Consider the following 23,233-nt stretch of genomic DNA (forward strand, 5'->3'; position numbering starts at 1 on the left):
GCGGCTGCACGTGCTCCCGGAAACGGAACCGGCCCGCCGTTCCGCCGCGCGAGGCGGGGAGGGCGGGCCGGGAGCCGGCGGCTGACGCCGGACGTCCTACTTGAGGAACTTCGTCACGGGCACCGGGCCCTCATGGGAGACGACGGTGCGGCTGGCATGGGCGGCATGCTCGGCGTGACCATGACCCGACTCGAGCTGCGCCGGGTGGTGTCCCTCGTGGCCCTCGCCGATGCGGGTGTGGGCCTCCTTGTGCGTGTGAGCCGGGCGCTCCGAGCTGGGGCGCTTGTTCCACGGATCGGACGGGTGGGACACGGCGGGCCCCTTGAGCAGCTTGGGGATGTCGTAGACGAAGCCCTGCCGGTTGTACTCCGACGGAGTGTGCGTGTACGTGTCCATGCGGATGGCGTCCTTGGGGCACGCGTCCACGCACAGGCCGCACACGATGCAGCGCAGCTCGTCGATGACGAACTGGGTCGGGTACTTCTCGATGACGCGCGAGCTCGCGTCGGCCGAATCCGTCTCGTACTCACCGGCCTCGATGTAGATGCACTGGGCCGGGCAGATGGTGGCGCACATGTAGCACGCCACGCAGCGGGGCTTGCCGTCCTCGCGCGGAACCAGCCGGTGCAGACCGCGGTAGCCGGGAGGGTAGGCGACCTTCTCCTCCGGGTACTGCACGGTGGTGACCAGGCTGAAGCTGTTGCGATCCTCGAACGGGGTGCCCACCTCGCGCGTGCCGAAGAGGTTGCGCAGGAAGTGCCGGGTGGTGATGGCCAGACCGCGGAACAGGTTCGGCAGGAAGGTGCGCTCGCGGAGGTCGGTCCGAGGCTCCTGGGTTGCCTTGTAAGCCATGGTGTCTCTCTCTCAGCTCGACTAGTGCGAGGCCGCTGCGGCACCGGAGTGCGCACCGGCAGAATGGGTATCCGCATGGGCGGCGTGCGCGTGGGCGGGCGCGCCGTGGCCATGCGCATCGTCGTGGCCGTGTCCGTGGGCTCCGTGCGCGCCGCCGTGGCCGTGACCCTCGGCGCCCTTCTCCTTGCTGGACAGCGTCAGGGTCAGCAGGAAGCCGATCTGCACGATGCCGAAGAGGGCCAGCGCCTGGAGCGACGGATCCCACAGCACCAGCGCGCCGGTGACGAACACGTTGATGAGGCCCAGGGGCAGGAGGATCTTCCAGCCCAGCGACTGGATCTGATCGTAGCGGAAGCGCAGGAACGTCCAGCGGATGGTCAGCTGCAACCAGACGAAGAACATCACCTTCGCCCAGAACACGGTGCCGAGGATGGCGCCGTACAGCCAGCTGTACTCCTTCATCACCGCCAGGTTGGAGAACCACTCGCCGCCGAAGGGCAGGTGGTAGCCGCCGAAGAAGAGCACGACGATCAGGCCGGAGAGGACCACGATCTCCACGAACTCGGAGATCATGAACAGGCCGAACTTCATGCCCGAGTACTCGACGAAGTAGCCGATGATCTCCGACTCACCCTCGGGGGTGTCGAAGGGGGCGCGCTTGGTCTCCGCGAAGGCCGCGGCGAAGAAGAGGAAGAAGCCCAGCGGCTGCAGCAGGAAGCCCCAGGCGGGGATGCCGAGGTCGAAGCTGCCGATCTGGATGGACCAGAGGTACCTGGCCTGGCCGCTGGCCTCGACGCCCATTCCCAGCTCGTTGGCCACGTGGCCCACGAAGGCGGGCAGCTGCACCGTGGAGAAGGCCATCATCAGGCCCACCAGCGACAGGCCGAGCGCCACTTCGTAGGAGATCATCTGCGAGGAGGCGCGAACGCCACCGAGCAGCGCGAACTTGTTGTTGGAGGACCAGCCGGCGAGCGACGTGCCGTACACCGCCAGCGAGGCGATGGCGAACACGTAGAGCAGACCGAAGTCCGGGGTGGCCACCACCATGTCGATGGAGTGGCCGAACACCGTCGCGCTGGGGCCGGCGGGCACCACCGCGAACAGGGCGAACACCGGGGCGAAGGCCAGCATGGGCCCCAGGTTGTAGAGGAGCTTGTTGGCCGTCGCCGGGATGAAGTCCTCCTTGAAGAGCATCTTCGCGCCGTCGGCCAGGAAGTGGGGGATGCCCACCAGGGCGTTGTCGCGCAGACCCGGCAGGTCGATGCGCGCGCGATTGGGGCCGATGCGGTTCTGCATCAGCGAGCTCCACTTACGCTCGGCCACCGTGAGCAGGGACGCCGTGCCCATCACGAAGGCCAGCATCAGGATGAGCATGTTCGTCAGCCGGCTGGAGCCCGGGAAGAGGTGCTCCTCGACCCAGCCGCCCAGCAAGTAGGCCAGGCACATGTGCACGGCCATGACGGCGAACATCAGGCCGAACCAGAAGAGGATGGTGAGTACGCGCTTCATTGTCAGAGACCCCGGACCCTGGGAGCGCCGAACTCACGATACCCCGGAGGCCGGCCGTCGGCGGCGGTCGGCAGAGGATTGATGCCGGGCTTCTCGCGATCCGGCGGAGCGGCCTTGTCCCAGTCGAACTGGGCGAACTCGGGCACCTGCTTGCTCAGCTCGCGGAACGCCTCGCGCGAGTTCGTCCAGGTGGCGGTACCACCCAGCTCGCGCGTCAGCTCGGCCGCCAGCGTCGAGTGCGGCACGGCGTCGCCCTTGGACGGGTACGCCTTGCGGAAGCGCTGGATGATGCCGTCCACCTGCACGAAGGAGCCGTCGAACTCCACGTGCGCGGAGGCCGGCAGCAGCACGGTGGCCTGCGCGGTCACCGGCGACTCGTTCATCGCCTGCGCCACGAAGACGTCCAGCTTCGCGGCCGTCTGGGCGAAGCTCTCCGCGTTGACGGGAACCTCGGTGCCCACGGCGTAGAGCGCCTTCACCTTGCCGCTGTCGATGCCCTTCACCAGCTCGTCGAACGGCTTGAGCGCGAGCCCCAGGCCGGCGGCGATGAGCTCCAGGCCCTTGCGGTTGGGGTTCTTGTCCGCCGTCATGAGGAAGTGGTCGCCCTCACCCTGGGGACGGCCGCCCACGTAGATCTCCTTGGCGCCCAGCGTCCCCTTGGCGAAGGAGAGTGCGGCGAGCAGGTCCTCGTTGGAGGCCACGGCGGAGGCGAGCACCGCCACCTTGCCCTTGAGATCGGCGAGCGCCTTGGCGGCGGCCTTGACGGCCTCCTTGCGAGCCACCTCGGGACGGGCGGTGCCGGTGCCCTGCTGGCGGCCCACCACGGCGCTGAGCACGCGGTGCAGGTCGAGCGCCTTGTACGTGGCGCGGCCCTGGTCGCACATCCAGCTCTTGTTGACGGCCTCGTTCTCGCGGGGGCGGTAGCGGTAGGTGTCCTGGCCCATGAAGTCCGCGTAGATGTTGCAGCCGCGCGAGCAGCCGGTGCACACGGACGGAGCGGCGGACAGGAACCACGAGCGAGCGCGGAAGCGGAAGTCGCGGCTGAGCAGCGCGCCCACCGGGCAGATGTCCACGGTGTTGAGCGAGTAGTTGCTGCTCAGCTCGCTGCCCGGGAAGGTGTCGATGACCTCGTGGCTGCCGCGGCCGAAGATGCCGAGCTGCGGCTCCTTCGGGACCTCGTTCATGAAGCGCACGCAGCGGCTGCAGATGATGCAGCGCTCCTGGTCCAGCACCACGCGGGGCCCGAGCACATGGCGCTTGTTCTTCATGACCTTGCCGCCCTCCAGACGCGAGGGGCGGTAGTCGTAGCGCATGTAGTAGTCCTGCAGCTTGCACTCACCGGCCTGGTCGCAGATGGAGCAGTCGACCGGGTGGTTGAGGAGCAGGAACTCCATGACGGCGCGCTGCTGCTCCTTCACCTTGGGGGTGGTGGTCTTGATGACCTGACCCTCGGCGAGCGCCGTCTGGCAGGCGGGCACCAGCTTGGGGGCGTTGGAGGCCTCCACCATGCACATGCGGCAGTTGGCCGCGATGGACAGGCGCGGGTGGTAGCAGAAGTAGGGGATGTCCGAGCCGACCATGCGGGCCGCCTCGATCATGTTCGTCCCCGGCTTCACGACGACTTCCTTGCCGTCGATGGTGCAGGTGACGAACCCCGGGTTCTTCGGCGGGGGCGGTCCGGCGGGCTTGGCGGCCGGGGGAGGAGGCGGCGCCGTGGGGGCGCTGTGCGCCGCGGGAGGCGTGTCCAGCTTCGCGCCCGCGGGCGGAGTGGACGGAGGGGTCCCTCCGGCGGGCTTCTTGGTGTCGTTCTCGCTCACTGCTCGACCTCGCCGCCGATCATGTTGATCGTGTCAAAGGTGGGAATGAGGTCCGCCAACAGCTTGCCCTGGATGATCTGGGGCACGGCGGCCAGGATGGGGAAGCCCGGCGCACGAACGTGGACCTTGTAGGGCCGGCCGCTGCCGTCGCTCACCATGTACCAGCCCAGCTCGCCGTTGGCGGCCTCGGTGCTGTCGTAGACCTCGCCGGCGGGCACCTGGATGCCCTCCATCACCAACTTGAAGTGGGAGATGACGCCCTCGATGGTGCCGTACACCTCGGGCTTCGGCGGCAGGGCGATGCGCCAGTCGTCCACGATGATGGGGCCGGCGGGGATCTCCTTGAGCGCCTGGCGGATGATGCGGTTGGACTGCCGCATCTCCTCGATGCGCATCAGGTAGCGATCGTAGTTGTCGCCGTGCTCGCCCACCGGGACGTCGAAGTCCATCCGGTCGTACACCCAGTAGGGCTTCGCCTTGCGCACGTCGTAGTTGATGCCGCAGGCGCGCAGGCAGGGGCCCGTCCAGCCGTAGTCGATCGCGTCCTCGGCGGAGATGACGCCCGTCTCCTTCGTGCGGTCCACGAAGATGCGGTTGCGCGTGAGCAGGCCGTCCATCTCGTCGACCAGGCTCATCACCTTGTCGAGCGTCTTGATGACCTTCTCGCTCCAGCCCTCGGGCAGGTCGCGGTTCATTCCGCCAATGCGCCCGAAGTTGGTGGTCAGCCGGGCGCCCGTCAGCTCGGCGACGCGGTCCATGATGAGCTCGCGCGCCTCGACGCCGAAGAGGAACGGGGCGAAGCCTCCGAGCTCCATGCCCGTCGCGGCCACACACGTCAGGTGATCATGGATGCGGTGCAGCTCCGAGCCGATGACGCGGATGTACTGGGCGCGCTCCGGGATCTCCAGGCCGATGAGCTTCTCTACGGCATTGAGGAAGCCGAAGTTGTTCATCATCGCGGACACGTAGTTCAACCGGTCCGTGTAGGGCAGGCACTGGGTCCAGGTGACGTTCTCGCAGCTCTTCTGGAAGCCGCGGTGGAGGAAGCCGATCTCACAATCCATCGAGGCGATGTTCTCGCCCTCGAGCTCCACCTTGAGGCGCACCGTGCCGTGGGTGGCGGGGTGCGAGGGGCCCATGTTGATGTACATCCGCTTGGTCTGGAGGTGGGCCTCCAGCTCCGCCTCGTGGGCGTAAGCGTCGATGTCCGGGTTGGGCGCTTCGGGATTGGGGGGTGACACGGGCTTGTGGGGATCCGCCATGATGTCCTCGGGAGGCTGCCGGTCGTGCGGGCGGGTGGCTCAGGAAACGCCGCTGGTGCCGGGGCCGCGGAAGATGTCCTTGATGGGGCGCTCGGGGATGAGCGGCTGCCGGTCGCGCAGGGCGTAGTCCTTGCGGAGCGGGTGGCCCTGGAACTCCTCGTACAGCAACACGCGGCGCAGGTCCGGGTGTCCCGTGAAGCGGATGCCGTAGAAGTCCCAGACGAAGCGCTCCCACCAGTTGGCGCCCTTGAAGACGGGCACGATGGAGGGCAACTCCGGCTTGTCCTCGCTCACGCGCACCTTGAGGCGCACGTGCTCGTGACGCGACAGCGAATAGATGAAGTAGACGACCTCGAAGCGCGGATCATTCTCCGCGAGGTGCAGGCGGTCCACCGCGTCAATGGAGGTGAAGAGCTTGAAGTCGAGCTCGTTCTTCAGAAACGCGGCGACCTTCGGGAGGTGCTCGGCGTGGATGACGGCCCAGGCGCCGCCAGTGCGGTCGAGGTAGCGCTCCGCCACCGCCTCCGGGAACTGGGCGGTGACCCTGTCCAGTGCGAAAGTGCTCAAGGGGGCCCCAATGCTGGCTGTAGAATCCGGCGCGTTATAAGGATGCCTCCCGGCGGGCGTCAACGTAATCCCTCAGCCATCCTCACTACTTACGCGAGGCAGAAGGCGGCGTTCGCCGGAACGGGGTTTCCTGGCCGCCCCGTTGGCGCCCACGCGGGCAGGGGACGGCTGGGGACTGAAGGTGGCCACCGGCTCGCGCTTGCCGGCCACGAGGGTGGGGGGCAGCTCCTGCCAGAGGAAGCCGTCGCCGGCCTGCTCCCGGGTGTCCCGAGAGACGAGAACGGGCGTGCCGTGCTGCTTGGTGAGCCGCTCGATGCGGTTGGCCAGGTTCACCGTGTCGCCAATGGCGGTGTACTCCAGGCGGCGGGTGACGGAGCCGATATTGCCGAGCACCACGCGGCCGGTGTGCAGGCCCACCCCCATGCGCAGGCCCGGCTCGCCCCGGGCGGCCCGCTCGGCGTTCACCGCCTCCAGCTCGAGCATCATCTCCAGGGCGCACTCCACGGCCCGCCGGGCGTGCTGGGGCTCGGGCAGGGGGGCGCCGAAGTACACCATCAGTGAGTCCCCGATGAACTTGTCGAGCGTGCCGCCATGGCGGAACACCACCTCCACCATGCGGCCGTAGTACTCGTTGAGGATGGCCACCACGGCCTCGGGGGACAGCCGCTCGCTGAGCGCGGTGAAGTCCCGCAGGTCCGCGAAGAGGATGGTCACCTCGCGCAGCTCAGGGGAGGACACCGGCGAGGCCAGGTCCTGCAGGCGGTCGGCCACCGCGGGGGAGAAGTAGCGGCCGAGCTGGGCGCGCTTGAGCTCCTCGCTCGTCACCGCGGAGATGAGCACGCGGATGCGGTGGAAGAGGTAGCGCGAGGCCCCCGCCGTCAGTGCCAGCACCACCACCGCCACCACCCGAGCGCCCATGCCGATGTTGGCCTCGGCCTGCAGGGTCACCTCGGCCAGCGCGGCCACCGCCGTCACCGTGAACGTCACCTGACGGCGCAGCGACAGCGCCGATAGGACGATGACGCAGCTGTAGAGACCCAGGGTGAAGCCCGCGACCCCACCCGGTGAAGGCGAGACGGGGATGGCGAGGTGCTGCAGCCAGTAGATGGCCGGTACATCCACCACCGCGAGCGACAGCCCGGCCCAACTCGCCGCCCGGGGCCAGCGCAGCACGACGGCCAGTGTCACCCCGGTACACAGCCAGTAGGCGGAGAAGGGGGGAAGGTACACCTCCCAGTCCGCCAGCCCCTGCACCCGGGCGAGGTACACGGTGATGGCCAGGATGGCGGACACGCCGATGAAGCGCAGCAGCGCCAGGCGCACCGTGTTGTACCGGCGCTCCTCATCGAGGGCCCTCCCCACCGGCTCCCGAAGGAAGTCGGCGAGGGAGTTTCGTGTCTGCTCGGACTCGGCCACTCAGCCTCGGTGGTTGATAGGGGAGAGTAGGTACATCCTCGCATGTACGTCAGGGGCGCGCACGGTTCGAACGCCCGCCTGCTCGATGGACGTCCCGCGAGGTAACACCAGCGCTATGGTTCCGCCATGTCCACGACTTCTCCCGAGAGTCTCCAGGAACGCTTCGCTCCCAACCTCGCCTGTTTCGGCTGTGGCCCCGCCAACTCCCAGGGCCTGCGCATCCGCAGCATCGTGGAGGGGCAAGTCGTCGTCGCCGACTGGACTCCGGCCGAGCACCACCAGGCCTTCCCCGGCGTGGTGAACGGCGGAATCATCGGCTCACTCCTGGATTGCCACTGCAACTGGACGGCGGCCTGGTCGCTGATGAAGGAGCGCGGCCTGGACACGCCGCCCTGCACCGTCACCGCCGAGTACACCATCCAGCTCAAGCGCCCCACGCCGCTGGGACCCCTGCACCTGGAGGCGAAGCCCGTCTCCATCGAGGGGGACAAGGTCATCGTCGAGGGGACGCTCACCGCCGGGGGCAAGGTATGCGCCACCTGCCGTGGCACCTTCGTGGCGGTGAAGCCGGGGCACCCCGCCTACCACCGGTGGTGAAAAGGCGAGGGCCCCGCCGCCTCCGAGGAGGCTCGCGGGGCCCTGGGCCGGCACCAGCGGTGCGCGGGGCCTACTTGTTCAGGTGGTACTGACCGGCCAGCAGATCGTGCGGCGCCGAGCCCTTGTGCCCGATGCGGTGCACCTGGTTGCCGATCTTGTCCTGCAGCAGCTTGAGACCGTCGAGCACCTGCTCGGGGCGCGGCGGGCAGCCGGGGATGTACACGTCCACCGGGATGATGCGGTCGATGCCCTGCAGCACCGCGTAGTTGTCGTAGAAGCCACCCGACGAGGCGCACACGCCGAAGGCGACCACCCACTTGGGCTCGGTCATCTGCTCGTACACGCGCTTGAGGATGGGGGCCTGCTTCAGGTTGATGGTGCCGATCACCATCAGCATGTCCGCCTGACGGGGCGAGAAGCGGGGGAACTCGGCGCCGAAGCGAGCGATGTCGTGGCGCGCGGCCGACACGGACATGAACTCCATGCCGCAGCACGCGGTGGCGAACGGGTAGGTGAAGAGCGAGTACTTGCGCGCCCAACCCAGACCCTTGGACACCATCCGCTCGAAGAAGCCCATGGCCTCGTCGCGGCGGGTGGTCAGTACGGGTGCGATATCAGTCTCAGCCATGATTCCTCAGAGCCCTCGGTGGGGGGGTGCTCAGTGCTCCCACTCCAGGGCGCCCTTCTTCCAGATGTAGATAAGGCCCACGACGAGGGTCGCCGCGAAAACCAGCATCTCCACGTAGCCGAACCAGCCGAGCGCCTGGAAGTTCACCGCCCAGGGGTATAGGAAGACCGCTTCCACGTCGAACACGATGAAGAGGAGGGCGACCACGTAGAACTTCACCGCGAAGCGCTGACGCGCGGGACCGCTGCTCTCGGAGCCGGCCTCGAAGGCCGTGGACTTGATGGCGCTCGGGCGCCTGGGGCCCAGCATGGCGGCCAGCTGCACGATGAGGAGCGACAGACCGCCCGCCAGCAGCAGCACGACGGCCAGCGGCAGATAGGGGGCGAGAGGGGTGGTGTTCATTCGGTCGCGGACCCTAGGGACACAAGGGGGCGGTGTCAATGGGGAAACCCGGGAAGCCAACCCCCGGACATGACAGCGGAAAGCCGGGCGGGGTGCCTGGCCGGTCCCCCTCCAGTCCCGAGCGTCGGGACTCCGGGGGTTTGACGCTCCGCACACCGGGCGCCTAGGGTCACACCCTGGCGCGTCATCCGATCAGACAACAGGAGAGAGCCCAGGCATGTGGGGTCGGCTCAGTTTGCGCTGGCAGGTGGCATTGGCGGTGCTGGTCCCCAGCCTCGCGGTGGCCCTGTTCAGCGGTTTCTACGTTCCGAAGCAACAGCGGACCTTCGGGCTGAAGCGACTCGAGGACCGGGCGCGGACCGTGGGTCTGCTCGCCTCGGATGAGATCGCCATCCTGCTGGAACAGGGGGGCGCGGTCGCTCCGGCGCTTCCGGGTCCCCAGCCCGTGGATGCGCGCGAGGGCGGGCTGCGCGCGGTGAAGCAGCTGTCGCACATCTTCGAGCGGGTGGATCAGTCCGGCGCCGTGTTGTTCCAGGCCGTGCTGGCGCCGGACGGCAAGGTCCTGGCGGAGCGCGGCAGCGTGCCCAGGGGAGTGAAGGGTTCGCCGGAGGAGGGCGAGTCCTGCTCGGTGATCCACCTGCAGGGCAACCCGGTGGCGTTCTGCGAACTGCCCGGAGGCCACACCTACGTGGTGGGCATGGACTCGGCGGGGGTGAGGGAGGATGCGGCTGTCCTGCTGCGGACGACCCTCTACGTGTACCTGGGCGCCATGGTGGTGGGCCTGTTCATCGCCTTCTTCATCGGACGGGCCATCGCCGAGCCGGTGACGCGCATGACCCAGGCCGCCCGCGAGGTGGCGCAGGGGGATGTGTCGCTGAGCGAGGTGGACGTGGCCTCGGCGGGCGAGGTGCGCATGATGGCGCACTCCTTCAACGAGATGCTGGGCACGCTGCGCGGCACGGTGTCGGAGTTGTTGGCGCGGCTCGAGCAGCTCTCGAGCGCCTCGCGTGGCCTGACAGGCGCGTCGGCGGACCAGGAGCACGTCATCAGCCAGCAGGCGGCGTACGCGCAGCAGATCGCCGCGACCTTCGAGGAGCTGAGCCGCACGGCGGAACAGATCTCCAGCTCCACCGAGGTGGTGGAGTCCAGCGCGAGGCGCACGCACGAGGCGGTGGCCGAGGCGATGGCGGTGGTGGCGCAGGTGGTGGCGGGCATCAACGACATCCGCATGGAGGCCAAGGGGGTGGCGGACGCCATCGTGGGCCTCAACCAGGATCTGCAGCAGGTGTCGAAGATCGCCCAGGTGATCAACCAGGTGGCGGAACGCTCGGACCTGCTGGCGCTGAACGCGGCGCTGGAGGGCACGAAGGCGGGCGAGGTGGGCCGGGGTTTCTCGCTGGTGGCGGCGGAGATGCGCAAGCTGGCGGAGAACGTGTCGGCGTCGGCGCGGGACATCGCGCGCATCGTGGAGAAGGTGCAGGACTCGGGGAACGAGGCGGCCACCAAGGCGCGCGTGGGCATGGCGACGAGCGACCGCGGCGTGGAAGTGGCGGAGCAGGCCTCGGCGGTGTTCCAGCGGATCGTCGAGCTGGCGCGCGGCACGAGCGAGGCGGCGCGGCAGATCACCATCGCCACGCGGCAGCAGCGTCAGTCGAGCGAGCAGGCCGTGCAGGGCGCGCGCAACGTGGCCGAGCTGGTGAAGCAGGGCGTGGACGCCACGGGCCGCACCACGCGGATTGCTCAGGATCTGCAGAACGTGGCCGACAGCCTCACGGTGCTCACCAGCAAGTTCAAGGTCGCGCGCGACCGCTGACGGTCTATGCGCCCTGGCTCGTGGCCCGGGCGCGCAGCTTCGCGAAGTTCTCCGGTGGCGTCGTGGAGTCTCCGGGCCGCTTGCCCGGCGTCACCTGCTCGCCGTGGAAGTCGCTGCCCCCGGTGGGCACCAGGTCGAATTCCCTCGCGAACTTCAGGTACCGCTCCTGCACGCTCGGGTTGTGGTCCGAGTGCAGCGCCTCCAGCCCGTCCAGGCCCGCCTTCACCAGTTGCAGCAGCTCGTAGCGCTCCACCTTTGAGCTGCCCGGGTGCGCCAGCGTCGCCGTGCCTCCCGCTCGGTGGATGAGCCGGATGGCCTCCGCTCCGTCCAGCTTGAATCGCTCCACCCACGCCGACTTGCCCGCGCCCAGGAACCGGTCGAACGCGTCCTTCACGTCCAGGCACCAGCCCTGATCCACCAACAGCCTCGCCAGATGCGGCCTCCCGAGCTGCGCTCCTCCCGCGATGGCCCGCACCTGCTCCATCCTCACCGGGAAGCCCATCTTCCGCATGCTCTCCACCATCCGCACCATCCGCTGCTCGCGCTCCACCCGCAGCCGCGCGTCGTAGCTCGCCAGCTCCTCGAACTCCGGCCTCACGAAGTGCCCCAGGATGTGCACCTCGCGCCTCAGCACGAACGCCGACAGCTCGATCCCCGGCACCAGCTCCACCCCGTGCGCCTTCGCCGCCTCCGCCGCTTCCCCCAGCCCCGCCACCGTGTCGTGGTCCGTCACCGCCAGCGCCGTCACCCCCGCGCTCGCCGCCAGCGCCAACAGCTCCGTGGGTGAGTGTTGGCCATCACTCGCCGTGGTGTGGGAATGCAGATCGATCACGACTCGCTCCGGGGTGCTCGGGTTGAAAGGTCCGCTTACACTTCGTAGGATGTGGGATAACCAATGCAGCAGCACCCATTCCAGATTTCCCGGAAGATCGAATACGGGATGCGGGCCATGATCTTCCTGGCATCGCAACCCATGGATCGCATGGTTCCCTTCCGGGAGATAGCCCGCCGCATGGACGTGCCGGAGGACTTCCTGGCGAAGATCCTCAAGACGCTCGTCGAGCGCAACATGGTCCGCTCCACCCGGGGCGCCCACGGCGGCTACGCCCTGGCCCGGCCCGCCCGGGAAATGTCCTTCCTGGACGTCATCGAGGCCGTCGAAGGTCCGGTGGTGGTCAACGTCTGCCAGGACGGCAGTGCCCACGACTCTTGCAAGGCCACCGGCAGTTGCACCATGTACGGCGTGTGGAAGCTCGGCCAGCAGCGGATGCTGGAGGTCTATCGCCACGCCACGCTCGACCGGCTCGCGATGAGCGACCTGCGTGTCCCCGAGCCAACTCCCGAGCCTCCCGCACGTCTGGCCGCGGAATCGCGGCGAGTGGAGTGAGCGCAGGAGGGCCCATGGCCAAGGACGACACCATCGAGAACCGCGTGTACCTCTTCGATTCGCTGGCGAGCAGCTACGTCTCCGCCGCCTCGGAGCTGCTGTCCTCCGAGGACGAGAAGGTGCGCGCCCGGGCGATGCGCGCGCTGGCGGACCTGGCGTACGTCTCGTGCGTCGTCGCGGACACCGGCCACCTCCCGCCTGAGCAGGTGCGTCAGCGCGTACTGGGGGCGCTCGCGTCGGAGCCGCCCGAAGGTGACGCGGGCGACAAGAGCCGCAAGCGCAAGTAAACCCGTGCTCCCCTCGGCGCGCGGGCGGTGATAGATCCGCGCGCCATGGCCAAGACCCCTGCGAACACCAAGAAGAACCTGCGCTCCCACTATGCCGGAGCGCGCAAGGCGGACCCTCGACCCATCACCGGCAAGGAGTCCCCCTCCGAGCTCCTCGAGCACGCCTTCTCGGCCTACGTGGGTCGTCAGGAGCGCACCGCGTTCGAGCTGATGCGCCGCTCCATGGAGGTCGATGCCTCCATCTTCCTCACGCTCTCGGGCGCCATGACTCCGGCGGGCCTGCACCAGAGCTGCATCATCCCGCTCATCGAGAAGGGCGTCATCTCGGCGCTCACCACCACCGGCGCCAACCTCTACCACGATGCCCACCGCATCATCGGCCACGCCATCCGCGAGGTGAACCCCAACGCGGGCGACCTCCAGTACCGCCTGGCCCGCATCATCCGCATCTATGATCTGGGCTTCTGGGAGGAGGCGCTGCTCGACACCGACCGGCTCTTCTCCGCGCTCCTGCGCCGCCCCGAGTTCCAGCGCAAGATGACCACCCCCGAGTTCCACTACCTGCTCGGCAAGAACATCCACGCCATCGAGAAGAAGCTCGGCGTGAAGCAGCCCTCGCTGCTGTCCACCTGTTACAAGCACGGCGTGCCCATCTTCGTGGGCGCCGTGCAGGACGGCTCCATCTTCCTCAACGCCGTCAAGCTCAAGCGGCTGCTCGGCGACGAGTTCAAGTTCGAGATCGACATCAACGACGACGTCTATTGGATGTCGGCGATCCAGCACTACTGCCGCCACCACTACTCGAACAAGATGGCCATCTGGATCCTCGGCGGCGGCGTGCCCAAGAACTACACGCTGCAGGGCGAGCCGCTGCTGGATCAGATCCTCGGCGTGCCCACCGATGGCTTCGACATCGACGTGCAGTTCTGCGTGGACCCGGTGGACAACGGCGCGCTCTCCAGCTGCCCGGCCGGCGAGGGCCACACCTGGGGCAAGGTGTCCATGGAGGCTGTGGAGGTCGGCTCCATGTACGTGCACACCGACGTCACCGCCGTCTTCCCGTGGCTCACCCACGCGCTGCTGAGTGACTCGAAGATGAAGCGCAAGCCGCGCCGGCTGATGGACGTGATGCAGGAGGCGGTCACCTTCCTCGACAAGGACGTGCAGAAGCGCCGCAAGTCGCTGCTGAAGACGATCGACTGGAGCCCCGAGGAGTCCAAGCCCAACCCGGACGAGCACACCGCCTACGTCCGCTGACGCCGCTTCACACAAGGAGCCATGTCCATGAGCCAGCCCACTCCCGCCACCGGCGTCGTGATGAACGCGACGAGCGTACCCGGCTTCCACTGCAAGTTGGAGCACGGTCCGTCTGGTACGAAGATCACCACCGAGGCCCCCAAGGACAACGGCGGCACCGGCATGTCCTTCTCGCCCACGGACCTCGTGGGCGCGGCGCTCGCCTCGTGCGCGCTCACCACCATGGCCCTGGTCGCCTCGCGCGAGGGGATTCCCTTCGGTGAGGCGAAGGCCCGCGTGGAGAAGCGGATGACGCCTCCTCCGCGCCGCATCGCCGAGCTGGTGCTGGAGATCGACATGCCCTCGGGCCTCTCCGCCGCGCACCGCGCCCGGCTGGAGGAGGTGGCGCACGGCTGCCCGGTCGCGCGCAGCCTGCACCCGGATGTGAAGCTGCCGGTGTCCTTCCGCTACCCCGACGCGGCCCGGTAGGCAGGGCCCTCGCTCTGCCGCCTGCTCTCCGAACGCCCGGGCGCGGAATCCTGCGCCGCCGCCCGGGTGTGCCGACCCTCCCTCGGGGCGGATCGAGCACGAGGAGGCCGGCGTGAACGTGGCGCTGTTGCGGATCTACCTGAATGATCATCTCGCGGGCTCCACCGTCGGCGTGGAGCTGGCGAACCGCACGCGGTCGGAGAACGCGGGCAACCCCCTGGGTCAATACCTGGACGTGTTGCTCGGGGAACTGCGGGAGGACCGTGAGCTGCTCCTGAGCGTGATGGTGGCGCTGGGGGTACCGCGCGATCCGGTGAAGGTGGGCGTTGCCTGGCTGGGCGAGAAGCTGGGGCGATTGAAGCTCAACGGCCAGTGGGTGGGTTACTCGCCGCTGAGCCGCGTGGTGGAGCTGGAGGGGCTGTGTCTGGGCACCGAGGGGCGGCTGGGGCTGTGGCAGACGCTCCGGCGGCTGGCTCCCAAGGACGAGCGCCTGAGCCGCTTCGACTTCGCGGCGCTCGTCACCCGGACGGAGCAGCAGCGGCGCACCCTGGAGCGGTTGCGGCTGGAGGCCTCGGAAGAGGCATTCTCCAAACCCAGCGAAGGCGCCGTGCTCCCGCTTACTCCCTCTCCCTCCGGGAAGGGGTAGGCGGGACGGATCGTCCAGTGCCTCCGGCGTGTCCGCTCGCGGTGGTAGGGTTGCCGCCAGGGGATTCGAGATGACCGAGCTGGAGCCGCTGCTCAAGCGCATCGAGTTGCTCACGCCGTACTTTGGCAGGGCCCAGGATGACCTGTTGGCGCTGGCTACCCGGGGACGCAACCGGGACTACAAGGGGGTCCTGCAGAACGCGCGGCTGGTGCTCGAGATGCTCCTGCGCTCGTTGATCACCACCGAGCTGAAGCAGACCCCCGGCAAGGCCACGCTCGACGAGCTCCTCAACAAGTTCCGGCAGCAGGCCAACGCGGGCCTGATTCCCACGCATGTCCTCGCGCACATGAGCACGGTGCAGGCCTGGGGAAACCTCAGCGCGCACGACCACGCGGGAGACCTTCACGACCCGGGGGTGAAGGTGGCGCTCCAGGAGGCGGTGACGAGCCTCAGCTCCCTAGTGGCCATCCTCTCCTGGTACCAGGAGCGATACGCCCAGGAGCCCGCCGCCGCTGCGATCGTCCCGGCCACTCCGGGGACTCCCACGGTTCATGCTCCCGAGGTCCGGCCTCCGGGGAGCAGGCGTCCGATGAGCAGGCGATTGGCACTGGTGGGGGGCGCCGGCCTCGTGGCGCTCGCCGCGGGCCTGGGTGTTCTCGCCTACCGTCCGATGACCGATGCGTCCTCTTCCGCGAGCGCCTCCAGTGCCCGGGACAAGGTGGATGCGCTCTATGGGGAGAACGCGGAGCCTCCGCCCCCCGTGGACTGCCAGGAGACCGACCCGCGGGCGCTCGTGGTGCTCCTCGAGATGGGACCCAAGTTGTCGGAACGCGTTCCCGAGAAGGACCGGGAGCGCGAGGCCTCGGCGGCGCTCCCCGCGCTGCGGATGCGGAGTCCGAACTGGGGCCCGGAAGGGTGGTTCCACGTCGCGAAGGCGAGCCTCCTGGCCAGGCACCCCGATGCGGAGGCCATGAACAAGGCCCTGCTGTGCACGAACTTCGCGGCGGCGGAGAACCTGGCGGGACGGATGGCGGTGGCCAACCAGAATCTGAAGGAGGCGGTGGAGCGCTTCACCCGCGCCTCGGAGCTGGACGCTCGCTTCTGGAAGCCTCGCTACAACCTGGGGTTTCTCTATTTGAAGCTGCCACGCACCGAACAGGCCGTGTCATGGCTGGAGCGCGCGGTGGAGAGCGCTCCGAATGTCGCGGAGATCCACCTCAAATTGGGAGAGGCGTACGCGATGCGGGCCCGGGAGGCCCAGGACTCCGGGCACGCTCAGGAGGCCACCGCGGATCTGCAGCGCGCCCAATCCGCCTGGTGCCAGGCGAAGAAGCTGGGGCACCCGGAGGCCGCCACGCTCTGCTCGCCCTGAGCGCCTACTTCATCAGCAGGGCCAGTTCCGTGGAGGCGAGCTGGAAGTCCGGCTGGGCCTTGACCACGGCGGTCAGCTCCTTCTTCGCCGTCTCCAGGTCCTTGCGGTCCTTCGCGTCCAACGCACGCGCATAGCGCAGTGCCGTGTCCCGGGTGAGCCTGCGCGGCTTGCCTCGGGCGGGCTTTGGCTTCGCGGGCGCCTTGCCGGGCTCGGCCGTGGCGGTGAGCTCCTCGAAGACGGCACGCAGGTCCTGCGCGAGCGTCTGCTCCAACGTGAGGAACCTGTCCGGCGTGCTGTCGGCTCCCACGGAGCGGATGATGCGGCCCGTCTCGGTCTCGACGACGCGGGCGTCCACGCGCAGGGTGTTCATCACGTCGAAGTAGCCGCCCATCACCAGGTAGCGCGCCCCGAGCAGCTTGCCGATGCGATTGGCGGTCTCCGGGTCGAACTTGTCGGACTGGTTCAGCTTCAGCTCGTCGAGGACCTGCTGGAGGCGCTCGCGCTCCACGAGCCGCACGGATTCGTGGGCAGACAGGTCCGAGATGAGCATCTGGGCCAGGCCCTTCTTGAGGAGCTTCATCCCAGCGGTGTCGCCCTCGTAGTCGAAGTAGAGCACCGCCACCGTGGGCTTGTCGGCGGCCAGCACGGGCAGGGTGAGCAATCCGAGCAGCAAGACGGCGAGACGCGTGAGCGAGGAGCGCAGGGTCTTCACGGAGCGGGATTCTCGCACGGGATGCGCCTATAAGGTGCCCCCCATGGATTCGAAGTTGCGACAGGTGGTGGAGTTCCTGATGGGGGAGGGGCAGGTCGAGTGGAGCATCGACAAGCCCGCCCCGGGAGTGGAGCCGGAAGCACGCGAGCTGTTCATCAGCGTGGGCTCACGCATCGAATCCCTGCCACCCCATCCCCGCATGCTGGCGTGGAAGCTGCCCCAGTGGATGCGGCGCTCGGTGCGCTCCACCACGGGCGCCGTCCTCCTGTCCGCAGACGCGCTCGACACCTTCTCCCGTCAACTCAGGGAGGGACAGCCCGAGGGCTCGCTCGGGCGCCTTGTCCTGCGCGTCCACGAGCACACCCTCGACGTCGTCTGCGCCACGCTGCTGAGCGTGTACCGGCTCCTGCACGGCTCCTGGCCCGAGGGGGCCGAGGCGCTCGTCGAGTACCTGGGAGAGTGGGAGCAGGGCCACACCGAGACGGTGGGCGACTACGAGAGCGCCCTGGGGACGGTGTTCTACGCCGCCCTGAACCTCTGGCCCTCGGAGACTGGTTGCCCCACTCGCGAGGTGCTGGAGCTCATGGCCTCCGTGCTCACGGCCGTCCGCCTTCCCTCGGAGCTGGCCAGGCTGTCCGAGACGCTCATCCCCCCGGTCGTCTCCCGGCGCCTCAAGGCGGACGAGCTGCTGTACCGCGCCGAGCTGTCGCGTGCCCAACGCGTGCAGCTCGACATCCCGATCGACGGCAAGAAGGACGGCTCCGTGAGGCGCGTGGATGCGCTCTTCCTGTCCTCCTTCCAGGACGTCACCGTCCTGCGGTTGCTCGCGCGCACCGACACCGAGAACACCCACTACGGCCAGGGCTTCGACTTCATGGCCGTCCACATCTCGCGGCCGGATCAATCCAGGCCCTGGCATGCCTTCTCGATCACCCCCGAGCGCGCGGGGTCGCTCGCGGACCTCGCGGGTGCCCTGGACGAGCTCGAGGGAGAGCGGCTTCCGGATGGGACTTCGCGTGCGAAGGGCGCGCGGCGCTTCGAGCGCCAGCCCAATGACTACTCGGACCCGTGGTACTCGGACGGCTATGCCAGCCCCGTGGGCCGCTCGACGATGGTGGCCGTCCCGTACTCGGGCACCCGGCTGTCGCGCCGCGAGCTGTGGCAGGCCATCTGGGACCGGTTCAACGTGGGCCGCCACGTCCACGTCCTCCGCGCCCACATCGTCTTCGCCCGGCCCTTCCTGTGGCGGGGACCGGCGCCGGACGCGGAGCTCATGTCCCGAGGCTTCCGCCGGTGTGACTTCTCTCCCCTGGGCATGTCCTTCCACCCCGCGGTGGTCAACTCCTTCCTGGGCTCCACCCACGAGGCGGACGTCACGCACTACGAGAAGCCCACCGATGGCCACACCGTCCGCGTCTCCGTCTACCCGAACCGGCTCGTCGTCGTGTGGATCGAACGGCCCCGGAAGACGCCGACCTCGCTGTACACGCTCGCCCATGAGCAGGCGGCGCTCGTGGAGGGCAAGGAGTTGTGGGAGCTCGAGCCCTTGCGGGGACTGCCTCCCTGGCTCGCGCCGCTGGGCCCCGAGCGCTGGCTCGTCTATGGCGCCTACCGCATCTCGCGAGGCCGCTCGTCGATGCTCGATGACTCGCGCTCCATGCAGGGGCTCTTCCACGCGCTTGCCTCCGGAGCGGAGCCCACTCTGGAGCGGCTGCCATCCGAGGCCGCGGCCGAGAGCCGGCGCGTGCTCCGGGATGCCGCCGGTGAGACGGAGCACTGGCTGACGTCGACGGGCGGCGCCCGGCTCGAGTTCCTCATCGAGGAGGAGGATCGTGGGCCACTCGGGTGTGACCGGGACGTCCTGCTCTTCCTGCTCACGATTGGCCAGCGCTATTCGGCCTTCGAGACCAGCCGGCGCATGGCCGAGGTGGAGCAGCGCTACCGCACCTCACGCTGGCAGAGCCTGCGGCCCGCGCGCAGCGTCCGCTCCGACGTGATGCTCTTCACCAACTCCCTGTGGCACACGCGCGTGAGCGAGGACCCGGACATCAACGCGCGCTATCTCGCCTGGCACTCGCTGCACGGGCTGCAGGAGACGGTGGAGGCCATGAAGGACCAGGCCGCGGAGCTGGACCAGTACAAGAGGGATCAGTTCGACCGGATGGTGGGCATCCTGGTGTTCGTCTTCCTGCCGGTGAGCCTCGCGTGCGGGTTCTTCTCCGGGGCGCAGTTCCAGGACATGAGCCCCACGGTGGGCATTCCGGGCACCACCACCGGGTGGCTCATCTTCCTCGGCTACACGGCGGCCTTCACGGTGCTCGTCTTCGGGACCGTGTTCTTCGCCCGGGTGATGAACTGGCGCCGACGCTGAGGGGCTCGCGGCTCAGGGGGCCGCGGGCTCCTCCTTCTTGCACTGGGGGACGTAGTTCTTCAGGTAGCCCGCGATCTCTGACTGGCTGCCATGGAGGGCGAGGAAGCGGGTCGTCATCAGCTCGTGGAACGTGGCGCAGTCACCGGCATTCGCGGCGGACATGGCCGCGGTGGTGAGCAGCGAGCGGAGGAACGACTTCAGCTCCTTGGACTCCCCACACCGGGTGTCCACCTCGACGAACAGCTCGCGAGCCGCCTTGTAGCCCCGCGTCAGCAAGCGCCGGCTCATCTCATGGCTGTAGCCCTGGAGGATGCCGTTCTTGTCACAGGTCTCGAGCTGCTGCGCGAAGGTGGCGCCCGAGTTGTCGTAGGCATTGGAGCCCACTCCCAGCGCGGTCTTGATCTTGTTGCTGATGAAGTTGAACTGGCTCGAGGTCGGGAACAGGTCGAGGAACCGCTGCCACCGGGCGATCGCCTCCTCCGTGCGGCCCTTGCGCATGAGCGCATCGCCGTGGAGATCGAGCGCCCGGCGCACCCGGTGCTCGCGCAGTTGGGGCGTGAGGGCGGAGGTGTCCTCGACGGCTTCCTCGAGGAGGCGGAAGCCCTCCTCCTCCACGGAAGGCTCCAGGTCCGAGAGCGAGGGCCCCGCGACGAATCTCTCGTTTCCGTCCTCGAACTGGCCCATGAGCAGGGCCTCCGCGACGGTGATGCGCGCCTCGTCGTCGAAGCGCAGCGGGCCATACTTCGCCTGGCGCACGTGCTCCTCGTCCTCGGGTGAGAGCTCCATCGAGGTGTTCGGCAGGAAGCGGACGCCATTCGCCTCACGGGTGAAGCGCTGGACGTATTCGGTGCTCTCCCGGACGAAGGCCTGGGCCTGCTCGTGCCAGCGCTGCATCAGCGCCAGGGCCTGGGGCTCGTGGCCCGGCATCACGATGTGGGGGTGCTTCGGAGAGAGGTGCAGCCGGAGCTTGCGGGCCAGGTACTGCATCCGGATGATCCGCCAGGCGAGGAGCGTGGAGCCCTCCTTCTCATCGAGCCCGGCCAGGGTCTTCTCCTGGAGGAACCGCTCCGCCTTCTGTCCGAGGAGCTCGTCCAGATCGGTGAGTGTCTCGGCCCGGCGCTCTTGCGCCTGCTTCAGGCGGGAGAGGATCTCCTCGTGGCGCTCGCGGGCGAGGAGGAACGTGGGGGCCTGACTCACCACCGAGGCGAGCTGCACACTGGCCTCTTGGAGCTTGCCCTGGTCCACCAGGTCGATGCCCTTGGAGTAGCTCAGCAGCGTGTCCACGTCGGGCGCGCGGCTCCGGGGCTTCGGGAACTGATCAAGCTTGGGAAGGAGCGCCTTCACGAACCTGCCCACGAGCTGCTGCTGCAGGTCGAAGAGCTGGTTCTTCTTGCCCGTCACCTTCTCGGCGAGGAGCACCTTGCCGGTGGCGATCTCGACGAGCCGGATGTCGATGCGCAGCGCTGGGTCGATGGCCTGGAGGGAGCCCGCCACCGCGAACTGCGCGCCGATGCCCTGGCCAATCCGCTGGGCCGTCTTCGGATTGAAGTACTCGTTCTTTTGCAGCTTCAGCTCGTCGAGCAGCTTCTGGAGCTTCTCGCGCTCGACGACCTGGATCTGCCGCACCGCGGCCAGGTCCGTCACCATCATGTCCGCGAAGCCCTTGCGCAGGACATCGAACGAGGGCTTCCCGGTGTTGTTGTCGAAGTAGAGGACCGCGACGACCGGTTTGACGTCGCCTCCCTCCGCGGCCTGTGCGGAGAGGGACAGCGCGAACAGCAGGCTCAGGGCGAGGGCCAGGAGTCGGGGCATGGGAGCGTGAATCCTACGCCGGGATCGCACTGACGAATCTTGTCAATCCTCAGACAAAAATGGTCAGTGCGCGAAGGGGCCCTCTCCGGGATTCCAGTGGTTTCCAGAGCGTCCGGGCAGGCATGGGCCGTGCTATCCTCTTGCTGCCCTGTGGGGGGCTCATGACAAAACCTGCTTCATCTTTCTCTACAAGAGAGGATTCATGCGCCGTCCAACTCAACGTCACAGTCGAGGTTCGACTCTCATCGAGGTGGCGATCGTCCTGGTGATGCTCGGCCTGCTGGCCGTCATCGCCGTCCCGAGATTCCTGTCCGCCCGTTCTCACGCCCATCAGGCCGAGGTCCGGCAAAACCTCAAGGCGTGGTCCCAGGCCCAGCGCTCCTTCTACCAGGAGGAGGCACGCTATGAGGAGAACATCCGGACTCTCGGCTTCACGATCGAACGCGGTAACCGTTATGCCTACTTCTTCGGCTCGTGGCTGAATTGCGAGCTGCGCGATACCGCCACTCCCACGGTGCCGGACTCGGGGACGGTGGACTGCATCACTGTGGACCGCTACGTGCACGGCCCGGATTGGGCCCAACTGCCTGTCTGGCCCAGATTCAAGGCCACCCATACGGGTCCAGGGGCTGCCCCGATCGACCCGGGTCTCGGAGGCTCCTGCCCGGATTGCAATATCAGCGCGATCGCGACTGGCGAAATCGATGGCGACCTCGCCGACGTGGACACGTGGTACGTCTCCACCGGCGATGCCGAGCTCTCGAGGACCTGCGGCACGGAGAAGACCTCCGTGCAAGCCGGTAAGCCGTTCAATGTCTACGACGACATCGAGTGCGATAGCTTCTGAGACAATCCCAGACGTGGGGCGGGGCCCGGTGCCATGATGCGCGCCGGGCCCCCGCCCGAGTGTCTGGGCGCGTGGGCAACCCTCCGGAGATCGTCAGGCGCGTGCTGACAGCGTGAGGGGCTTGAGTTCTGATGGGCGTGCCATGACGACTCTCGCGCCCCGGCTCGATGCGCTCATCCGCCAGCTTCCCAAAGCCGAGCTTCACCTCCACCTCGAAGGCAGCATCCAGCCAGAGATGGCGCTCTCCCTGGCGCGGAAGCATGGCGTCTCGTTGCCTGGAGCCACGGAGGGCCTCGAGGGGCTGCGGCGACGCTACCGTTTCGCGAGTTTCGAGCAGTTCGTCACCCTGTATCTGGCCATCAGCCAATGCCTCGTGGATGCCGGGGATTTCACCGCCATCACCGTCGATCTGGCGCGTGTGCTCGCGGCGCAGAACGTGCGGTACGCGGAGGTCACGGTCACCCCGATGACCCACGTGGACCGCGGCGTGCCCGAGGTGGTTGTGCTCGAGGGGCTGGCCGAGGGCCGTGCACGGGCTCAGCGAGAGCATGGGGTGGAGCTCGCCTGGGTGTTCGACTTCATGCGCGACCGCACGGAGCACGCAGAGCCCACGCTCGAATTGGCGCTGCGCGGGCGGGAGCAGGGCGTCATCGGGCTCGGGTTGAGTGGGCAGGAGCAGGCCCGGTGGCCGCTGGAGCTCTTCGCGTCGATCTTCTCCCGAGCCCGCGAGGGAGGTCTGCACAGCCTGCCTCACACGGGGGAGTTTCGTGGCCCCGAGGGCATCTGGGAGTCGCTGCGCTGGCTCGGCGCCGAGCGTCTGGGGCACGGCGTGCGCTGCCTGGAGGACCCCGCCCTGGTCGAGTACCTGGCGGAGCACCGCATCCCGCTGGAGGTGTGCCCGTCCAGCAATGTGGCGCTGCACGTCTGCCCTGACCTGGAGCAGCATCCGCTTCCGAAGCTGATGGAGGCGGGGCTCGCCGTGAGTGTCGCGAGCGATGATCCGCCACTCTTCTCCACCACGCTCACCGACGAGTACCTGCGGTGCGCGGCCAGCTTCGGCTGGTCATCGGAGACGGTGCTCTCCCTGGCCTCGGCCGCCGTCGAGCACAGCTTCCTGCCCGAGCCCCGGAAGCAAGAGCTGCTCACGGCCCAGCGCTCACTGGCCAATGGGCTCCGCGCGGAACGCTGACCCCGCGAGTCGCCACCCGTCT

The 23,233-nt window shown here is 68.2% G+C and carries 22 protein-coding genes; 11 read left to right on the forward strand and 11 right to left on the reverse strand.

Features of this window, described 5'->3' with window-relative positions:
• Positions 1 to 96: 96 nt before the first annotated feature.
• The 6 genes from DAT35_RS40970 to DAT35_RS40995 all read right to left on the reverse strand — a co-directional run bounded on the left by DAT35_RS40970 (position 97) and on the right by DAT35_RS40995 (position 7,423).
• Positions 97 to 852 carry an NADH-quinone oxidoreductase subunit I gene (locus tag DAT35_RS40970; RefSeq protein WP_108074739.1) on the reverse strand — a complete coding sequence of 252 codons (756 nt, stop codon included), beginning with the start codon at positions 850 to 852 and terminating at the stop codon, positions 97 to 99.
• A 21-nt stretch (positions 853 to 873) separates the two neighbouring features.
• Entirely contained in the window at positions 874 to 2,361 is a 1,488-nt protein-coding gene (locus DAT35_RS40975; RefSeq protein ID WP_108074740.1) for a complex I subunit 1 family protein, read from the reverse strand.
• A gap of 2 nt (positions 2,362 to 2,363) precedes the next feature.
• Entirely contained in the window at positions 2,364 to 4,178 is a 1,815-nt protein-coding gene (locus tag DAT35_RS40980) for a 2Fe-2S iron-sulfur cluster-binding protein (protein WP_108074741.1), read from the reverse strand.
• Positions 4,175 to 5,440: an NADH dehydrogenase (quinone) subunit D gene (nuoD, locus tag DAT35_RS40985; RefSeq protein ID WP_108074742.1), complete on the reverse strand. Its 1,266-nt coding sequence runs from the start codon at positions 5,438 to 5,440 to the stop codon at positions 4,175 to 4,177. Before nuoD ends, DAT35_RS40980 begins: the two co-directional genes overlap by 4 nt.
• 39 nt (positions 5,441 to 5,479) lie before the next feature.
• On the reverse strand, positions 5,480 to 5,992 hold the full coding sequence (locus DAT35_RS40990) for an NADH-quinone oxidoreductase subunit C (protein WP_108074887.1): 513 nt from the start codon (positions 5,990 to 5,992) through the stop codon (positions 5,480 to 5,482).
• An 87-nt stretch (positions 5,993 to 6,079) separates the two neighbouring features.
• The gene (locus DAT35_RS40995; RefSeq protein ID WP_233262014.1) at positions 6,080 to 7,423 is read right to left on the reverse strand and encodes an adenylate/guanylate cyclase domain-containing protein; all 1,344 of its coding nucleotides are present in this window, start codon (positions 7,421 to 7,423) and stop codon (positions 6,080 to 6,082) included.
• Positions 7,424 to 7,549: 126 nt separating this feature from the next.
• Here DAT35_RS40995 and DAT35_RS41000 point away from each other — a divergent pair, with 126 nt between their 5' ends.
• On the forward strand, positions 7,550 to 8,020 hold the full coding sequence (locus tag DAT35_RS41000) for a PaaI family thioesterase (protein WP_108074743.1): 471 nt from the start codon (positions 7,550 to 7,552) through the stop codon (positions 8,018 to 8,020).
• A 70-nt stretch (positions 8,021 to 8,090) separates the two neighbouring features.
• On the opposite strand, the gene DAT35_RS41005 is transcribed toward DAT35_RS41000, so the two are convergent.
• Both DAT35_RS41005 and DAT35_RS41010 read right to left on the reverse strand, forming a co-directional pair.
• Positions 8,091 to 8,648, reverse strand: a complete 558-nt coding sequence (locus tag DAT35_RS41005; RefSeq protein WP_108074744.1) for an NADH-quinone oxidoreductase subunit B — start codon at positions 8,646 to 8,648, stop codon at positions 8,091 to 8,093.
• Positions 8,649 to 8,678: 30 nt separating this feature from the next.
• Complete coding sequence (locus DAT35_RS41010) at positions 8,679 to 9,050, reverse strand: NADH-quinone oxidoreductase subunit A (RefSeq protein ID WP_108074745.1); 372 nt, start codon at positions 9,048 to 9,050, stop codon at positions 8,679 to 8,681.
• A 217-nt stretch (positions 9,051 to 9,267) separates the two neighbouring features.
• Between DAT35_RS41010 and DAT35_RS41015 the strand changes: the two genes are divergently transcribed.
• The gene (locus DAT35_RS41015; RefSeq protein WP_108074746.1) at positions 9,268 to 10,863 is read left to right on the forward strand and encodes a methyl-accepting chemotaxis protein; all 1,596 of its coding nucleotides are present in this window, start codon (positions 9,268 to 9,270) and stop codon (positions 10,861 to 10,863) included.
• Positions 10,864 to 10,867: 4 nt separating this feature from the next.
• Here the strand turns inward: DAT35_RS41015 and DAT35_RS41020 are convergent, their stop codons facing one another.
• Positions 10,868 to 11,695 (reverse strand): PHP domain-containing protein, encoded by an 828-nt coding sequence (locus DAT35_RS41020; protein ID WP_108074747.1) that lies wholly within the window; start codon positions 11,693 to 11,695, stop codon positions 10,868 to 10,870.
• Between the two features lie 63 nt (positions 11,696 to 11,758).
• On the opposite strand from DAT35_RS41020, the gene DAT35_RS41025 reads away from it, so the two are divergent.
• From DAT35_RS41025 to DAT35_RS41050, 6 genes are all read left to right on the forward strand, one after another.
• A complete protein-coding gene (locus DAT35_RS41025) occupies positions 11,759 to 12,250 on the forward strand; it encodes an Rrf2 family transcriptional regulator (RefSeq protein ID WP_108074748.1) in 492 nt (163 codons plus the stop codon).
• Between the two features lie 14 nt (positions 12,251 to 12,264).
• Positions 12,265 to 12,537, forward strand: a complete 273-nt coding sequence (locus DAT35_RS41030) for a hypothetical protein (RefSeq protein ID WP_108074749.1) — start codon at positions 12,265 to 12,267, stop codon at positions 12,535 to 12,537.
• Between the two features lie 45 nt (positions 12,538 to 12,582).
• The gene (locus DAT35_RS41035) at positions 12,583 to 13,794 is read left to right on the forward strand and encodes a deoxyhypusine synthase family protein (RefSeq protein ID WP_108074750.1); all 1,212 of its coding nucleotides are present in this window, start codon (positions 12,583 to 12,585) and stop codon (positions 13,792 to 13,794) included.
• A 27-nt stretch (positions 13,795 to 13,821) separates the two neighbouring features.
• Positions 13,822 to 14,262, forward strand: a complete 441-nt coding sequence (locus DAT35_RS41040) for an OsmC family protein (protein WP_108074889.1) — start codon at positions 13,822 to 13,824, stop codon at positions 14,260 to 14,262.
• Positions 14,263 to 14,374: 112 nt separating this feature from the next.
• Complete coding sequence (locus DAT35_RS41045) at positions 14,375 to 14,908, forward strand: hypothetical protein (RefSeq protein ID WP_108074751.1); 534 nt, start codon at positions 14,375 to 14,377, stop codon at positions 14,906 to 14,908.
• Positions 14,909 to 14,978: 70 nt separating this feature from the next.
• Complete coding sequence (locus tag DAT35_RS41050) at positions 14,979 to 16,280, forward strand: tetratricopeptide repeat protein (protein WP_108074752.1); 1,302 nt, start codon at positions 14,979 to 14,981, stop codon at positions 16,278 to 16,280.
• 4 nt (positions 16,281 to 16,284) lie between these two features.
• Here DAT35_RS41050 and DAT35_RS41055 read toward each other — a convergent pair whose 3' ends face one another.
• Positions 16,285 to 16,992, reverse strand: coding sequence for a CsgG/HfaB family protein (locus DAT35_RS41055; protein WP_158502105.1), 708 nt, complete (start codon positions 16,990 to 16,992; stop codon positions 16,285 to 16,287).
• Positions 16,993 to 17,035: 43 nt separating this feature from the next.
• On the opposite strand from DAT35_RS41055, the gene DAT35_RS41060 reads away from it, so the two are divergent.
• Positions 17,036 to 19,363: a hypothetical protein gene (locus DAT35_RS41060; protein ID WP_108074754.1), complete on the forward strand. Its 2,328-nt coding sequence runs from the start codon at positions 17,036 to 17,038 to the stop codon at positions 19,361 to 19,363.
• Positions 19,364 to 19,375: 12 nt separating this feature from the next.
• Here the strand turns inward: DAT35_RS41060 and DAT35_RS41065 are convergent, their stop codons facing one another.
• A complete protein-coding gene (locus DAT35_RS41065; protein WP_108074755.1) occupies positions 19,376 to 21,175 on the reverse strand; it encodes a CsgG/HfaB family protein in 1,800 nt (599 codons plus the stop codon).
• Between the two features lie 202 nt (positions 21,176 to 21,377).
• Between DAT35_RS41065 and DAT35_RS41070 the strand changes: the two genes are divergently transcribed.
• Positions 21,378 to 22,022: a type IV pilin protein gene (locus DAT35_RS41070; RefSeq protein WP_108074890.1), complete on the forward strand. Its 645-nt coding sequence runs from the start codon at positions 21,378 to 21,380 to the stop codon at positions 22,020 to 22,022.
• A gap of 142 nt (positions 22,023 to 22,164) precedes the next feature.
• A complete protein-coding gene (add, locus tag DAT35_RS41075; RefSeq protein WP_108074756.1) occupies positions 22,165 to 23,211 on the forward strand; it encodes an adenosine deaminase in 1,047 nt (348 codons plus the stop codon).
• Positions 23,212 to 23,233: the final 22 nt, after the last annotated feature.

Source organism: Vitiosangium sp. GDMCC 1.1324, from assembly GCF_003044305.1.
In the GTDB taxonomy this organism is placed as follows: Bacteria; Myxococcota; Myxococcia; order Myxococcales; family Myxococcaceae; genus Archangium.

Coding starts and splice junctions, on each gene's coding strand:
- DAT35_RS40970 (WP_108074739.1), bottom strand. CDS start 852: ATGGCTTACAAGGCAACCCAGGAGCCTCGGACCGACCTCCGCGAGCGC.
- add (WP_108074756.1), top strand. CDS start 22,165: ATGACGACTCTCGCGCCCCGGCTCGATGCGCTCATCCGCCAGCTTCCC.
- DAT35_RS41030 (WP_108074749.1), top strand. CDS start 12,265: ATGGCCAAGGACGACACCATCGAGAACCGCGTGTACCTCTTCGATTCG.
- DAT35_RS41040 (WP_108074889.1), top strand. CDS start 13,822: ATGAGCCAGCCCACTCCCGCCACCGGCGTCGTGATGAACGCGACGAGC.
- DAT35_RS41065 (WP_108074755.1), bottom strand. CDS start 21,175: ATGCCCCGACTCCTGGCCCTCGCCCTGAGCCTGCTGTTCGCGCTGTCC.
- DAT35_RS40975 (WP_108074740.1), bottom strand. CDS start 2,361: ATGAAGCGCGTACTCACCATCCTCTTCTGGTTCGGCCTGATGTTCGCC.
- DAT35_RS41070 (WP_108074890.1), top strand. CDS start 21,378: ATGCGCCGTCCAACTCAACGTCACAGTCGAGGTTCGACTCTCATCGAG.
- DAT35_RS41000 (WP_108074743.1), top strand. CDS start 7,550: ATGTCCACGACTTCTCCCGAGAGTCTCCAGGAACGCTTCGCTCCCAAC.
- DAT35_RS41010 (WP_108074745.1), bottom strand. CDS start 9,050: ATGAACACCACCCCTCTCGCCCCCTATCTGCCGCTGGCCGTCGTGCTG.
- DAT35_RS41035 (WP_108074750.1), top strand. CDS start 12,583: ATGGCCAAGACCCCTGCGAACACCAAGAAGAACCTGCGCTCCCACTAT.
- DAT35_RS41060 (WP_108074754.1), top strand. CDS start 17,036: ATGGATTCGAAGTTGCGACAGGTGGTGGAGTTCCTGATGGGGGAGGGG.
- DAT35_RS41005 (WP_108074744.1), bottom strand. CDS start 8,648: ATGGCTGAGACTGATATCGCACCCGTACTGACCACCCGCCGCGACGAG.
- DAT35_RS41015 (WP_108074746.1), top strand. CDS start 9,268: ATGTGGGGTCGGCTCAGTTTGCGCTGGCAGGTGGCATTGGCGGTGCTG.
- nuoD (WP_108074742.1), bottom strand. CDS start 5,440: ATGGCGGATCCCCACAAGCCCGTGTCACCCCCCAATCCCGAAGCGCCC.
- DAT35_RS41050 (WP_108074752.1), top strand. CDS start 14,979: ATGACCGAGCTGGAGCCGCTGCTCAAGCGCATCGAGTTGCTCACGCCG.
- DAT35_RS41025 (WP_108074748.1), top strand. CDS start 11,759: ATGCAGCAGCACCCATTCCAGATTTCCCGGAAGATCGAATACGGGATG.